The organism is Pseudogulbenkiania sp. NH8B (assembly GCF_000283535.1).
GTDB classification, from domain to species: domain Bacteria; phylum Pseudomonadota; class Gammaproteobacteria; order Burkholderiales; family Chromobacteriaceae; genus Pseudogulbenkiania; species Pseudogulbenkiania ferrooxidans.
The window spans coordinates 316,446-328,919 of record NC_016002.1 but is presented as its reverse complement, the minus strand read 5'-3'; the positions used below and the strand labels follow the sequence as shown (position 1 = coordinate 328,919).

The 12,474-nt window shown below is 64.8% G+C and carries 15 protein-coding genes and 3 tRNA genes; 6 read left to right on the top strand and 12 right to left on the bottom strand.

Translation table 11 applies throughout. The annotated features are described in order from the left end of the window. Positions 1-72 precede the first annotated feature (72 nt). The 4 genes from NH8B_RS01455 to cutA all read right to left on the bottom strand — a co-directional run bounded on the left by NH8B_RS01455 (position 73) and on the right by cutA (position 838). Positions 73-148: transfer RNA gene (locus tag NH8B_RS01455), tRNA-Lys, on the bottom strand. Between the two features lie 36 nt (positions 149-184). Beyond that, positions 185-260, bottom strand: a tRNA-Lys gene (locus tag NH8B_RS01450). Positions 261-298: 38 nt separating this feature from the next. Next, positions 299-374: transfer RNA gene (locus tag NH8B_RS01445), tRNA-Lys, on the bottom strand. 116 nt (positions 375-490) lie between these two features. Further along, complete coding sequence (gene cutA, locus NH8B_RS01440; protein ID WP_041702786.1) at positions 491-838, bottom strand: divalent-cation tolerance protein CutA; 348 nt, start codon at positions 836-838, stop codon at positions 491-493. 12 nt (positions 839-850) lie between these two features. On the opposite strand from cutA, the gene NH8B_RS01435 reads away from it, so the two are divergent. After that, positions 851-1,273, top strand: coding sequence for an FxsA family protein (locus NH8B_RS01435; protein ID WP_014085726.1), 423 nt, complete (start codon positions 851-853; stop codon positions 1,271-1,273). Between the two features lie 35 nt (positions 1,274-1,308). Here the strand turns inward: NH8B_RS01435 and NH8B_RS01430 are convergent, their stop codons facing one another. Then, positions 1,309-1,602, bottom strand: coding sequence for a DUF167 domain-containing protein (locus NH8B_RS01430; RefSeq protein WP_014085725.1), 294 nt, complete (start codon positions 1,600-1,602; stop codon positions 1,309-1,311). A gap of 47 nt (positions 1,603-1,649) precedes the next feature. Here NH8B_RS01430 and NH8B_RS01425 point away from each other — a divergent pair, with 47 nt between their 5' ends. From NH8B_RS01425 to NH8B_RS01405, 5 genes are all read left to right on the top strand, one after another. Continuing rightward, positions 1,650-2,114 carry a Dps family protein gene (locus tag NH8B_RS01425; RefSeq protein ID WP_014085724.1) on the top strand — a complete coding sequence of 155 codons (465 nt, stop codon included), beginning with the start codon at positions 1,650-1,652 and terminating at the stop codon, positions 2,112-2,114. A gap of 90 nt (positions 2,115-2,204) precedes the next feature. Beyond that, on the top strand, positions 2,205-3,089 hold the full coding sequence (locus NH8B_RS01420) for an energy transducer TonB (RefSeq protein WP_014085723.1): 885 nt from the start codon (positions 2,205-2,207) through the stop codon (positions 3,087-3,089). A 17-nt stretch (positions 3,090-3,106) separates the two neighbouring features. After that, on the top strand, positions 3,107-3,481 hold the full coding sequence (locus tag NH8B_RS01415; protein WP_014085722.1) for a hypothetical protein: 375 nt from the start codon (positions 3,107-3,109) through the stop codon (positions 3,479-3,481). A gap of 38 nt (positions 3,482-3,519) precedes the next feature. Continuing rightward, positions 3,520-3,966: an acyl-CoA thioesterase gene (locus tag NH8B_RS01410; protein WP_014085721.1), complete on the top strand. Its 447-nt coding sequence runs from the start codon at positions 3,520-3,522 to the stop codon at positions 3,964-3,966. After that, on the top strand, positions 3,963-4,454 hold the full coding sequence (locus NH8B_RS01405; protein ID WP_041702785.1) for a TlpA disulfide reductase family protein: 492 nt from the start codon (positions 3,963-3,965) through the stop codon (positions 4,452-4,454). The genes NH8B_RS01410 and NH8B_RS01405 overlap by 4 nt, the downstream gene beginning before the upstream one ends. 47 nt (positions 4,455-4,501) lie before the next feature. Here NH8B_RS01405 and NH8B_RS01400 read toward each other — a convergent pair whose 3' ends face one another. The 7 genes from NH8B_RS01400 to fmt form a co-directional block, all read right to left on the bottom strand. After that, a complete protein-coding gene (locus NH8B_RS01400; protein ID WP_014085719.1) occupies positions 4,502-5,272 on the bottom strand; it encodes a HesA/MoeB/ThiF family protein in 771 nt (256 codons plus the stop codon). A gap of 51 nt (positions 5,273-5,323) precedes the next feature. Beyond that, on the bottom strand, positions 5,324-6,595 hold the full coding sequence (locus NH8B_RS01395) for a sigma-54-dependent transcriptional regulator (protein ID WP_014085718.1): 1,272 nt from the start codon (positions 6,593-6,595) through the stop codon (positions 5,324-5,326). Next, complete coding sequence (locus NH8B_RS01390; RefSeq protein ID WP_014085717.1) at positions 6,595-8,703, bottom strand: sensor histidine kinase; 2,109 nt, start codon at positions 8,701-8,703, stop codon at positions 6,595-6,597. The genes NH8B_RS01395 and NH8B_RS01390 overlap by 1 nt, the downstream gene beginning before the upstream one ends. Then, on the bottom strand, positions 8,703-9,296 hold the full coding sequence (locus NH8B_RS01385) for a DUF4390 domain-containing protein (RefSeq protein WP_008954823.1): 594 nt from the start codon (positions 9,294-9,296) through the stop codon (positions 8,703-8,705). The genes NH8B_RS01390 and NH8B_RS01385 overlap by 1 nt, the downstream gene beginning before the upstream one ends. After that, positions 9,259-10,509 (bottom strand): 16S rRNA (cytosine(967)-C(5))-methyltransferase RsmB, encoded by a 1,251-nt coding sequence (rsmB, locus tag NH8B_RS01380; protein ID WP_008954822.1) that lies wholly within the window; start codon positions 10,507-10,509, stop codon positions 9,259-9,261. The genes NH8B_RS01385 and rsmB overlap by 38 nt, the downstream gene beginning before the upstream one ends. A gap of 82 nt (positions 10,510-10,591) precedes the next feature. Continuing rightward, positions 10,592-11,446, bottom strand: coding sequence for a zinc metalloprotease HtpX (htpX, locus tag NH8B_RS01375; protein ID WP_014085715.1), 855 nt, complete (start codon positions 11,444-11,446; stop codon positions 10,592-10,594). A 57-nt stretch (positions 11,447-11,503) separates the two neighbouring features. Next, a complete protein-coding gene (fmt, locus tag NH8B_RS01370; protein WP_014085714.1) occupies positions 11,504-12,424 on the bottom strand; it encodes a methionyl-tRNA formyltransferase in 921 nt (306 codons plus the stop codon). Positions 12,425-12,474: the final 50 nt, after the last annotated feature.

Here is a 12,474-nt window from a genome sequence, read left to right as displayed (position 1 = left end):
TACCCGGCTATGCCGCGGCGGGAAAAACAAAAAGCCCAGTCGGTTTGACTGGGCTTTATTGTTTACATATTCTGGTGGGTCGTGAGTGGCTCGAACACTCGACCTACGGATTAAGAGTCCGCTGCTCTACCAACTGAGCTAACGACCCAGAACGGCACTACGCGATATAAACTTCAGAAACAACTGGTGGGTCGTGCAAGATTCGAACTTGCGACCAACGGATTAAAAGTCCGCTGCTCTACCAGCTGAGCTAACGACCCAACTTCTCGGCATCCCTCCCAACGGCATTCTGTCAGGGTGGTGGGTCGTGCAAGATTCGAACTTGCGACCAACGGATTAAAAGTCCGCTGCTCTACCAGCTGAGCTAACGACCCCCGAGAGATCGACACTATAAATACACAGCCACGCACTGTCAACGACTTTCTGGCTGTTATCAGAAAGATTCTGCAATTTCATCCTGTTGGCAAGGACCACCCGCCACGCCACGCCGTCACGTTCCGTGCGGCCCCGTACTTGAAAGAACCTCCCCTGCCACCCATGTTAAATAAGCGGGCAGGCCGCGGGCGACGTCGCAGGCCACAATTTCCGGTACCTCGTAAGGATGCAGCTCCACCAGCCGACGTTCCAGCCCGGCATAAGCCTGCTGTGTGGTCTTGACGAGCAGCGGCACCTCGCTCGCCTCTTCGATCCGCCCTTGCCAGCGGTACAGCGACTGCACCGCGGGCAGAATGTTGACGCAGGCGGCCAGTTGTTCCTCCACCAACTGCCTGGCGATCCGGCTGGCGGTGGCATGGTCGGGCGTGTTACATAACACCAGCAAGCATTTATTTTCTGACATAAGTTGAACTCGATGCGCGGACTCTTACTGTTACTACTGTTATACCCCTTCGCGGAAATCGCCACCCTGGTGGCCATGACCGACGCCTGGGGGGGCGGCGTCACCATGCTGTGGATCATCGTCTCCGCGCTCATCGGTATCGCCATGCTGCGCAACCAGCAGTTGGGCGCGTTGCTGACGCTGGGCTCGTTGATGCACCAGGGCGACCGTATCCCACTCTACAGCCTGCTGTGGCCCTTGCGCTACCTGCTGGCCGGCGTGCTGTTCCTGATCCCCGGCGTGATCAGCGACATCCTGGCACTCCTGCTGCTGCTGCCGCTGAAGGGCCCCTCGATCAAACGGCCCACCATGCCGCCGTCGGCTGCCGACAACGTGATCGATGGCGAGTACACTCGAGTGGATGACCCGAAGGATCGCTCGCGTCACCTGCACTGAGGCCCACGGCAATCGGCCCCAGCCACGCAATGAGACTACAGACCGAGGCGAGCCAGAACGGCGGCCTCATCCAGCGCCAGCTTGATCTCGACGATCTTGTGCCGGCTCTTGTCACCGCTCAGCAGCACGACGTCGCGTTTGGGCACCTCGAAACGCTCCGCCAGCCAGGCCAGCAACATCGCATTCGCCTTGCCCTCGACGGGGGGCGCGGCCAACCGCAGTTTGAGCGCCCCGCCGTGCTCGCCGGCCAGATCGGTCTTTTTCGCGCCGGGTTGCACATGCAGGGTGAGTCGAATCACACTGTCTTTACAGCTCAGCCAGGTTTTCATCACTTCTTTCGGGACATGACGACCGGGCATCATACAGGAGGATCAGCATGGATATCGGCATCAACGAACAAGACCGCCAGGACATCGCCCAGGGACTTTCTCGCCTCTTGGCCGATACCTACACGCTCTACCTGAAAACCCACAATTTTCACTGGAACGTCACCGGTCCGATGTTCCAGACCCTGCACCTGATGTTCGAGCAGCACTACAACGAGCTGTCGCTGGCCGTGGACATGATCGCCGAGCGCATCCGCGCCCTCGGCCACTACGCCCCCGGCAGTTACAGCGAATACGCCCGGCTGACCTCGATCGCCGAGGCCAGCGGGGTACCGCGAGCCCAGGACATGATCACCCAGCTGGTCGAGGGCCATGAAACCGTGTGCCGTACCGCGCGCAGCATTTTCGCCGTGGTGGAGCGAGCCAGCGACGAGCCGACAGCCGACCTGCTGACCCAGCGCCTGCAAGTGCACGAGAAAACGGCCTGGATGCTGCGCAGCCTGCTGGAAGCCTGATCCTGTCGGGTGCGTACGACACCGCCGCGCAAGGCGAGGCGCGCGGTCTCATCGGCATGCTACACTCGGTCGCAGTGAGAAAATGCCGCCATGCCCCGTAACCTGCGCCACCCCCCCAGCCCGCCGGCCAGTTCCTGGCTGTTCACCGTCACCCTGGCCGTGTCGGTGCTGGTGCATGTGCTGCTGTTCGCTGCCGGCCGCATCACCTGGATCCGTCCCATTCCCTTGCCGGAAACCAGCACCATCAGCGTCAAGCTGGCGCAAGCCCCCCAGAAAACGCCCCCGCCCACTCTGCGCCTGGCCGAACAGAACACCGTCGGCGCTGGCAATACCCCGGCCCCTGGCAAACTGGCGAGTCACGTTCCCGAGCGCATAGCACCTGGCAGCGCCGGTCCTGCCCACCATCAACAAGAGGCCGTCGTCGCCGCACCGCAACCACCGGCGGCCAACGAGCGGCTCACGGCGCCCACCAACGACAAGCAGGCCCCGGTGCGCACGCCGGCCCCATCTTCCCCACCGTCCCCCCCGATCACCGCCCAGGCCCTGCTGGCCCAGGCGAGCGTGGTGGCACGACAGCAGGGGGATGACGACACCGTCAACCGTCCGGACGAGAGCGGCCGTACCAAGGGGGTCTACGGCATCACGGCGCGTGGCGTGGAATGGGCTCGCTACGTTGACGACTGGCGCCTCAAGGTGGAGCGTATCGGCAACCTCAATTACCCGGACGAGGCTCGCCGCCAGCAGATTTTCGGCTCGCTGGAGCTGACCGTCGTGGTCAACGCCGACGGCACGCTGCGTTCGGTCACCGTGCGGCGCAGCTCCGGGCACGATGTGCTCGACAACGCCGCCAAGAATATCGTCCGACTCTCCGCCCCGTTTGCCCCCTTCCCGCCATCGCTGGCGGAAAAATACAGCGCGCTGGAAATCGTGCGCCGCTGGGCGTTCACCCAGGATAGCCGTCTGGCAAGCCCTTAACCCGAACAAGGATCGTCATGTACGAAGTCAACCGCAGCGTCGCCATCATCCGGCCGCGCCCTCCCTTTCTCGACTGGCTCAAGCAACTGCCGGGCGAGCTGAACGACAACGTCACGCTGGCATCGTTGACCCGCGACTGCAACGCCCTGCTGATTCCCTGCGCCGATGATTACGACGCGGCCGAACAGGCCGTGCTGGAGCAGTATCAGCAGCTGTTCCAGGCCGAGCTGGCCGATTGGTGCGACGACGAGTCGCTGTGGCCGGCGCCGCTGACGCTGGAGCTGTTCCAGGAGTGGTTCCAGCTGGAAATCCACTCTGTGCTGTCCGACATCGTCGACGAACCGCTGGAACGTGCCGAATTCGTTCCCTTCGACCTCGGCCAGGACGCCTGAAGCGCCCCGCCGGGCCGCTCCACGATAAAGGCAAAGCGATGACACACATCACCCGCATCAAGGTGCGCGGCTACCATCTCGACCTGTACAGCCATGTCAACAACGCACGCTACCTCGAATTCCTCGAGGAAGCGCGCTGGACCTTCTTCGAAGAGCGCGGCGATTTACCGTGGTTTCTGCAGTCGGGACTGGCGCTGGTCGTGGTCAACATCAATATCAACTATCGTCGCGCCGCGACGATGGGCGAAGAGCTGACCATCGAGACTTCGGTCAAGACGATTGGCCACCGCAGCGCGGTGATGCATCAGGCGGTGAAACTGGCCGGCACCGAAACCCTCGTGGCCGAGGCGGACGTCACCTTCGTGGTGTACGATGCCAAGCTGGACAAGGCGGTACCGCTGGAAGGCCACCTCAAGGAACTTCTGGCCGCGATGCAAGACCAACAAGCGCTTTTCGCTTCTATTACCGGAACAGACAAGGCATGAAAAAAGGTTTGATGGCGTTGGCACTGGTGCTGGTAGCCGGCTTGCTGGCCTACACCATGCTGTTCAACAAGGACCGCGCTCCCGAAGTGCAGTACACCTCGATAACGGGACAACAGCTCAGCACCAGCTCGCTGAAGGGCAAGGTGGTTCTGGTCAACTTCTGGGCGACCAGTTGCCCCGGCTGCGTCGAAGAAATGCCGGAAATCAAGAAGATGTACCAGCAGTATGCGCCGCGCGGCTTTGAAACCGTGGCGGTGGCGATGAGCTACGACCCCCCCAACTACGTCAAGACTTACGTCGAGAAGAACCAGCTACCGTTCTTCGTGGCACTGGACCCCCAAGGCAGCATCGCCAAGGCCTTTGGTGAAATCCAGCTGGCCCCCACCACAATGCTGATCGACAAGCAGGGTCACATCATCAAGCGTTACGTCGGCGTGATGGACTTCAAGGAAGTGCGTCAGCTGATCGAGAAACAGCTCCAGTCCTGAACCACCTGGCCTGTGTCCATGAAAAACCCGCCTCCCGGCGGGTTTTTTCATTCGGAACCGGCGCTTCGTCCGGAGCAGACCGGGCAGGCCGGATCCCGCGGCACCTTCATGCTGCGGAATGAACTCTCCAGCGCGTCGTACAGGGTGAGCCGCCCCAACGCGACGGGAATCCCCGCCAACAGCTTGATGGCCTCCACCGCCTGCAGGCTGCCGATCACACCGACCAACGGCGCGAGCACGCCAAAGGTCGCGCACGGCCCGTCGTTGGCCTCGCCCTCTTCCGGGAATAGGCAGTGGTAGCACGGCGAGGCCGGCTGGCGGGTATCGAACACGGCAAGCTGGCCGTCGAAGCGCACTGCGGCGCCGGACACCAACGGCACCCCCGCTTCCACGCAGGCGCTGTTGACAGCGTGGCGGGTGGCGAAATTGTCCGAGCAATCGAGCACCACATTGTGGCGCGCCACCTCGTCGGCCAAGGCCTGGCCGGAGAGGCGCTCGCCGATGACGCGCACCGTCACTTCGGGATTGAGGGCCAGCATGCGCTGGGCCGCCGAATCCGCCTTGTTGCGGCCGAGGCTCGCCATGTCATGGACGATCTGGCGCTGCAAGTTAGTCAGCTCGACCACGTCGTCGTCGGCGATGGTGAGCTGCCCCACCCCGGCACTGGCCAGATACAGGGCTACCGGCGACCCCAGCCCGCCGGCGCCGACGATCAGCGCACGGGCGCCAAGCAGGGCCTGCTGCCCGGCGATATCGAGTTCCGGCAACAGGATATGCCGGCTGTAGCGCAACAGCGCCTGGTCACTCAGTTCGGTCATGGGGAAGTCGATTCTGCCAGGGGAACCGCCGGGAGCACCGGCGGTCGGGGATTACTCTTCTGCGGTCTTGCGCGCAAACTTGATACCGAGCTGCTTGAGCTTGCGATACAGGTGGGTACGCTCGAGGCCGACCTTCTGCGCCACACGGCTCATATTGCCGTTTTCCAGCGAGATATGGTACTCGAAGTAGCGACGCTCCAGCTGCTCGCGCAATTCGCGCAACGGCATGTTGAAGTCGAAGCCGGTTTCCTCTGCCGCCGGCTTCTCATGACGGAATTGCGCCAGCACCTTGTTGACTTCGGGCGCATCGATGTCCACCGATTCTGCCGTCAGCGCCAGGCTCTTGATGATGCTCCTGAGCTGCTCGAGATTGCCCGGCCAGTCGTACTGGCGCAGTGCGTTGAGCGCCGCAGTGGTGAGCTTGTGCGTCGACACCTGCTTGGATTCCACCAGCTCGGTAAGAATCTGTTCGGCGATGAAGATGATGTCTTCGGCATGCTCCCTGAGCGGCGGAATCGGCACGATCACGCTGGAGAGCGTGGTCAACAGGCGGTTGTCGCACTCCGGGTCGACTAGCAGTTCCTGCAACGGACGGCTGCACGAGCACAACAGGCGCACATTGAAGCGGTCCAGCTTGGAGAGCAGGAACAGCAGCCCTTGCTGGATACGGCGGTTGTACTGACCGATCTCGGGCAGGAACAACACGCCGTTGTTGGCCTTCTGCAAGAGTTCCAGCGGGGCGTCGGCGAGTTGCTCCGGCTTGGCCGGCGTCACCCACGGGGTATTGCCCTGGTGGAAGAACCGGGCGACCAACTCGAAGCCCGACCCGGGCTCGCCAGTCAGGAGCACCGGCGACTTGACCTTGGCCACTCGCTCGAGCTGACGTTTCAACTCCTGGATCGGCTCACTCTTTCCCAGCTTGTCGAGGTTGAGCGAGGTGTTGACCTGCATGTCGCCGTACTTGACGGCCCGCTGCACGGTGGTGAGCAGTTTCTGCAGGGCGATCGGTTTTTCGAGAAAATCGAAGGCGCCGATACGGGTGGCTTCGACGGCGGTATCGATGCTGGCGTGGCCGGACATCATCACCACCGGCATGTTGAGCTGACCGGACTTGGCCCACTCCTTGAGCAGGGTCACGCCGTCGCAATCGGGCATCCAGATGTCCAGCAGCACCAGCGCCGGACGGGTCTGGTTGCGCAGTTGTCGCGCCACCTCGGCGTTCTCGGCCAAGGCGACGGTGTACCCTTCGTCCTGCAGTATTTCCGAAAGCAGTTCGCGGATGCCGATTTCATCATCCACAATCAAAATGTCGCTGCTACGCATTAGGCCTCCAGCAATGGCAGGGTGAGAAGTATCCGTGCGCCCTGCTGCCCGGCATTTCCCAGTGCGATCTGACCATGGTGCTCCTCTATGATTTTCTTCACCACTGCCAGCCCAAGGCCTGTGCCCTTGGGCTTGTTGGTCACATACGGCTCGAACGCGCGCGGCAGGATGTCGGCTGGAAAGCCGGCCCCGTTGTCCTGCACGCAGACGATCGCGCTTCTTCCTTCTTGTCGGCTGCTAATGTGAATCATCGGGATGTCAACGTCAAGGACCGCATCCTGCGCATTCTGCAGCAGATTATGCAACACTTGGCGCAACAGGGCGGCATCCCCCATGATCATCAATGGTTGTTCAGACAACGTCATCTTAACAGCGGCATTGGATTCGTACAGCGTCATCACCTCGCGTACCAGCTGGTTCAAATCCAGCGCCACCAGCTTGATGCGCGGCGAGCGGGCGTAGTCGCGGAAGGCGTCGACCATGCTCTTGAGCGCGGACACCTGCTTGACGATGGTGTCGGTGGCGCGCCGCAGGAGATCGGCATCGCTGCCTTCCAGCTTGTCGGCCAGCTTCATCGCCAGGCGCTCGGCGGCGAGCTGGATCGGCGTCAGCGGATTGCGGATTTCGTGCGCCAGACGCTTGGCGACCTCGCCCCAGGCGGCGTCGCGCTGCGCCCGTGCCAGTTCGGTGATGTCGTCGAACACCACCACGTAGCCGCTGCCTGAACCCTCCGGCAAGCGCGCCCCCCGTACCAGCAGGATACGCTCCCCTTGCGCGGTAGTGTAATCGAGCTGGGTCTGCCACTCGGGCTGGCGCTCGCTGTCGGCATGCTCACAGACGTTGTCGACCAGCGGCACCAGTGCCGGCACCAAGCGGGTCCACTCGCGGAACGGGGCTTCGGCCAACTCGGCAAAGTCCACCCCGAGGATGCGCGAAGCACTGGTATTGGCGGCACGCAGGCGCCAGCCGTCGTCGAACGCCATCACCCCGGCACGCAGGTTGACCAGGATGCTTTCCAGGTAGAGCTTGCCCGACTCCAGCTTGAGTCGGTTCTCGTCGGCCAGTTGGCGCGCCTCGTCGAGCTGCTGGGTCATGCGGTTGAACATGGTGGTGAGGATGCCCAGTTCGTCACGCCGGTACACCGGGTGGCGCTTGGAGAAGTCGCCCTGCGCCACCGCGCGGGTCCCCGCCGCTAGTTCGGACAGCGGCGCCGACAGCCGCTCCGACAACCACAGCGCGAACGCCAGCGCGGCGGTCAGCGCCAAGAGACAGGCCAGCGTCAAGGTCAGGGTATAGAAGGTGCGCAGGCCGTCGCGCGAGAGCAGCAGCTGGCGATAGTCGGCACGGGCGGTGTCGATCAGCTCGGCATCGTGGGCGATGCTTTCCGGCGCGGCCTGGATCACCTGCATCACGCGGGTTTCATCATGCCGGTCGTGGTAGGCCATCAGCACCTTGAGCGCAAGCTGGTTGCGCCGATCATTCTCGATGGTCTGCACCGGCTGGCGCGGCCGCAGCGTGCGCAAGGCCTCGCGCGAAGGGGTTTGCGGCAGCCCGGCCAGATCGCCGCTGGCGAACGCCAGCAACTGCCCCTGACGGTTGAAGATGGCAACCTCGTTGAGGCCAAGCTGCTCGCGCAACCGCTCCAGCCGTGCCGGCAGACCGCTGTCCGGCAGTGCGTCGATATCGTCCTGCACCACCCGCGCCTTGCGCCCGACGTCCTGCAGCACGTAGCCCAACGCGTTGCGCCCGAGCTCCAGCCCGCGATCCAGCGCCGACTCCACGCGCACATCGAACCAGCTCTCGATGCTGCGCGAGAGGAACTGGGTCGAGATGGTATACACCAGCAGGCCGGGCACCAGCGCCACCACGGCGAACATCATCACCAGGCGCTGGGTCAGCTTGGCACCGAAGACGCGGCCCTTGACCCGGCGCCGCAGGCGTACCAGCTGGCGCCCGACCACGCCCAGCAGCGCCACTAACAGCAGCGCGTTGATGCCGAACACCCACCAGTAGTACTCGGCCAGCTTGGAGGTGTTGCCGGTAGCGAGCGCCAAGAGGTAGAGCAGGATGGCGGCGAAGGTGGCCATGGCGATCATGGCGTAGCGCATCAGCCGCCTTCCTTCACATTCAGATCGATCCAGCCCGAGCCCAGCGACCAGTCGGCGCTGCCCAGCGCGTTGAGCTGGAACGGCTTGGGCAGCTGGCCGATGTCGAGCATCAGCCGCACCCTCCCCTTGACCTTGTCGGCCGGCACGCCGCTCAGCGTCCCCGCTTCAAGCACGCGCCAGCCGTGGATCGCGCCGAGCGCGCTCAGGGCCTCGGCCTGCGTCGCGTAATAGCGCGACAGACTGCCGATGCTGACGCGGTAACGGCTGGTCAGCGACTGGTAGGCGATCTTGAAGTGCAGCTCGGCGTGCGGCTCGAACCACTCCCGGACGTTAAGCAGGTAGGCGGTGCTGCGCGGACGGGTCAGCTCGAATTCCAGACGGAACGGCAGCGCTACCCCCTGGGTCAGCGCATCGCTGAGGCCGGGGGTGAGCTTGATGTCGAAGCGGGTGCTGACGGCGAGCTGGCCATCGAGGAGTTCGGCCTCGGAGCGGGTGGCCGAAATGGAATCGGCCCATGCCGGCAGGACGGCACAGGCGATCAGCCAGATAAGAAGGCTAGCGCTTCGCAAGCAGCGCGTAATAGAAGCCGTCATGTTGCTCGCTGGGGAGCAGTTGTTGGTCGTCGAGGCATACCGCATCCGCATGTCGCGCGAGGAAGGCCGCGAGCTGTTCGCGGTTTTCCTCGGGAAAAATCGAGCAGGTAGCGTATAGCATTTTGCCGCCGCTGGCGAGCAGCGGCCAGAGCGCATCGACCAGGGCGGATTGCTGCCGCGCCAGCTCGGCGAAATCGCCAGGGCGGCGCAGCCATTTGATGTCGGGATGACGGCGCACCACGCCGCTGGCGGAACACGGCACGTCGGCCAGGATACGGTCGAACGGCACCCCGTCCCACCAGCTCGCCGTATCGCCGGCGTCGGCGGCGACGAGGCGAGCCGAGAGCTGAAGGCGGGCAAGGTTGTCGGCGACCCGCCCCAGCCGGGTTTCGTCGACGTCGAGCGCGGTGACGTCGAGATCGGCCAGTTCCAGCATGTGGCAGGTCTTGCCACCCGGCGCGGCGCAGGCGTCGAGCACGCGCAGGCCGTCGCGCAGGTCGAGCCGGTACGCCGCCTGCTGCGCACCCTGGTCCTGCACCGAGACGTCGCCGTCGGCAAAGCCGGGCAGTTCACGCACGCCGACCGGGCGGGCGAGTTGGATCGCCTCCTCGCCCAGGCACTCGGCCTCGATGCCCGCGTCACGCAGGCGCTGCAGGTAGGCAGCCGGTTCGACATGGCGGCGGTTGACGCGCAGGGTCATCGGTGGATGCTGGTTGTCCATGTCGAGAATGGCTTGCCAGTCTTGCGGGTAGTGGCGCCGTAAGGCCTTGATCCACCAGCGCGGGTGGTTGTAGCGGGCCTCGTCGTCGGCCGCCACGGCGGCCTTGAGTTCGTCGCGCTGGCGCAGGTAGTTGCGCAGCACGGCGTTGACCAGCCCCTTGAACCGCCCGCGCGCCAGCCGTCCGGCCAGCGTCACCGCCTCGTTGACCACGGCGTACTGGGCGGCACGGGTGTATTCCAGCTGATGCAGGGCAACGATCAGCACACGCTCCAGCTGCGGCTCGGGCAAGGGCTTGGGCAGCAGCTGGCGCAGCACACGGCGCCACTCGGCCAAGTGGCGCAGTACGCCGTAGCCGATGTCCTGCAGCGCGCCGCGCTCGGCCGGCGTGAGATCGGGCGCCTGGCGCTGGGCGTCGGCCAGGGCCTCGGTCAGGGTACGGCCCCCTTCCACTTTTTCGAGCAGGCCGGCGGCCAGGAGCTGGATTCGATGCATGCGGTCAGTTCCAAAAAAACCGGCCACAGCCGCGTATCACGGCTGTGGCCCGGGGTAGGTCGGTTTGCGCGGAATGATACGGCTAGACGCCGCCGCGCGCCATCTCGTTGAGGCGTGCGATGCGCTCCTCGGTATGCGGGTGGGTGCGGAACAGCGAGTCCATGCCGCCGCCGGAGAGCGGGTTGATGATCATCATCTGCGCGGTCTCCGGATGCGCCTCGGCGGCGGGCATCGGCAGCCCCTGGGCGTAGTACTCGATCTTGCGCAGCGCCGCGGCGAGCGCCAACGGTTCGCCGGAAATCTCGGCGCCGCCGCGGTCGGCTTCGAATTCACGCGCGCGCGAGATCGCCATCTGGATCAGGCTGGCGGCCAGGGGGGCCAGCAGCGCGACCAGGATGCCGGCGATCGGGTTGACCGCACGGCCCTCTTCGTCGCGCCCGCCGAAGAACATGGCGAAGTTGGCGAGCGCCGAGATAGCGCCGGCCATGGTGGCCGAGATGGTCGAGATCAGCGTGTCGCGGTGCCGCACGTGCGCCAGCTCGTGCGCCATCACGCCGCGCAGTTCGCGGTAGTCGAGCATGCGCATGATGCCGGTGGTGGCCGCTACCGCCGCATGCTCCGGATCGCGCCCGGTGGCGAAGGCGTTGGGCTGGTCTTCATGGATCACGTACACGCGCGGCATCGGCAGCCCGGCGCGGCCCGCCAGTTCGGCCACCATGCCGTACAGCTCGGGGGCGCTCTGGGCATCGACCTCCTGCGCGTTGTACATGCGCAACACCATCTTGTCCGAGTTCCAGTAGGCGAAGACGTTCATCGCGCCACCAAACAGCAGCGCCAGCAGCATGCCGCTCTTGCCGCCGATCATGGCCCCGATGACGCCGAACAGCGCCACGATGGCGGCCATCAGCAGCGTCGTCTTGAACCAGTTGAATGTCATGGCCACAGCCTCCTTGCGTTATCCACCACCCTAGATATGGTTCACCGGCTTGGAATATCAAGCCCCGAGCCGGGTTCCCGTCAGATCCGGCCGGCCGGCAACGAAGTCGCGCGCCGCCAGGCGCTTGCCGCCGGCGGCCTGCAGCTGGGTGAGCCGCACCACGCCGCTACCCGCCGCCACGCACACGCCGTCGGCGTCGGCCGACAAGACCGTGCCCGGTTCACCGCGGCCTTCCTCGGCGGAGGCCAGCCACAGCTTGAGGGGTTCGCCAGCGAGGCGGGTGAAGGCGCCGGGCACCGGGTTGTAGGCGCGGATGGCGCGGGCGATGTCGGTCGCCGGCTGGCTCCAGTCGACCTCGGCCTCGGCCTTGGAGAGCTTCTGGGCGTAGGTCACACCTTCTTCCGGCTGCGCCACCGGGTTGATCTCGTCGAGCCGCGCCAGGGTGTCGACGATGGCGCGGGCGCCGGCTTCGGCCAACCTGTCGTGCAGCGTGGCGGCGGTTTCGTCCGCGGCGATCGGCAGCGGATGCACCGACAGCATGGCACCGGTATCGAGGCCGACGTCCATCTGCATGATGGTGATGCCGGTTTCGCTGTCGCCCGCCAGCAGCGCGCGCTGGATCGGCGCCGCGCCGCGCCAGCGCGGCAGCAGCGAGGCGTGGATATTGAGGCAGCCTTGCGCCGGCAGCTCAAGCACCGCCTGCGGCAGCAGCAGACCGTAGGCGGCCACCACCATCACCTCGGCACCGACCTCGGCGATCAGCGCCTGCGCTTCCGGGGTCTTCAGCGTCAAGGGCTGCTCGACGCGCAGGCCGTGCTGCAGCGCCAGCGCCTTGACCGGGCTCGGCTTGAGTTTCATGCCGCGCCCGGCGGGGCGGTCAGGCTGGGTCAGCACCAGCGGGATGTCGTGCCCGGCATCGAGCAGGGCCTGCAAGGCGGCGGCGGCGAATTCCGGGGTGCCGGCAAAAATCAGTTTCATGGCATTCCTGCAAAAACGAGGGGACACGGTGTGCGTGTCCCCGGGGTTCG

Bases quoted from the DNA above. Each gene is read 5' to 3' on its own strand.
- cutA (WP_041702786.1), bottom strand. From the start codon at position 838: ATGTCAGAAAATAAATGCTTGCTGGTGTTATGTAACACGCCCGACCAT.
- NH8B_RS01435 (WP_014085726.1), top strand. From the start codon at position 851: ATGCGCGGACTCTTACTGTTACTACTGTTATACCCCTTCGCGGAAATC.
- NH8B_RS01430 (WP_014085725.1), bottom strand. From the start codon at position 1,602: ATGAAAACCTGGCTGAGCTGTAAAGACAGTGTGATTCGACTCACCCTG.
- NH8B_RS01425 (WP_014085724.1), top strand. From the start codon at position 1,650: ATGGATATCGGCATCAACGAACAAGACCGCCAGGACATCGCCCAGGGA.
- NH8B_RS01420 (WP_014085723.1), top strand. From the start codon at position 2,205: ATGCCCCGTAACCTGCGCCACCCCCCCAGCCCGCCGGCCAGTTCCTGG.
- NH8B_RS01415 (WP_014085722.1), top strand. From the start codon at position 3,107: ATGTACGAAGTCAACCGCAGCGTCGCCATCATCCGGCCGCGCCCTCCC.
- NH8B_RS01410 (WP_014085721.1), top strand. From the start codon at position 3,520: ATGACACACATCACCCGCATCAAGGTGCGCGGCTACCATCTCGACCTG.
- NH8B_RS01405 (WP_041702785.1), top strand. From the start codon at position 3,963: ATGAAAAAAGGTTTGATGGCGTTGGCACTGGTGCTGGTAGCCGGCTTG.
- NH8B_RS01400 (WP_014085719.1), bottom strand. From the start codon at position 5,272: ATGACCGAACTGAGTGACCAGGCGCTGTTGCGCTACAGCCGGCATATC.
- NH8B_RS01395 (WP_014085718.1), bottom strand. From the start codon at position 6,595: ATGCGTAGCAGCGACATTTTGATTGTGGATGATGAAATCGGCATCCGC.
- NH8B_RS01390 (WP_014085717.1), bottom strand. From the start codon at position 8,703: ATGCGCTACGCCATGATCGCCATGGCCACCTTCGCCGCCATCCTGCTC.
- NH8B_RS01385 (WP_008954823.1), bottom strand. From the start codon at position 9,296: ATGACGGCTTCTATTACGCGCTGCTTGCGAAGCGCTAGCCTTCTTATC.
- rsmB (WP_008954822.1), bottom strand. From the start codon at position 10,509: ATGCATCGAATCCAGCTCCTGGCCGCCGGCCTGCTCGAAAAAGTGGAA.
- htpX (WP_014085715.1), bottom strand. From the start codon at position 11,446: ATGACATTCAACTGGTTCAAGACGACGCTGCTGATGGCCGCCATCGTG.
- fmt (WP_014085714.1), bottom strand. From the start codon at position 12,424: ATGAAACTGATTTTTGCCGGCACCCCGGAATTCGCCGCCGCCGCCTTG.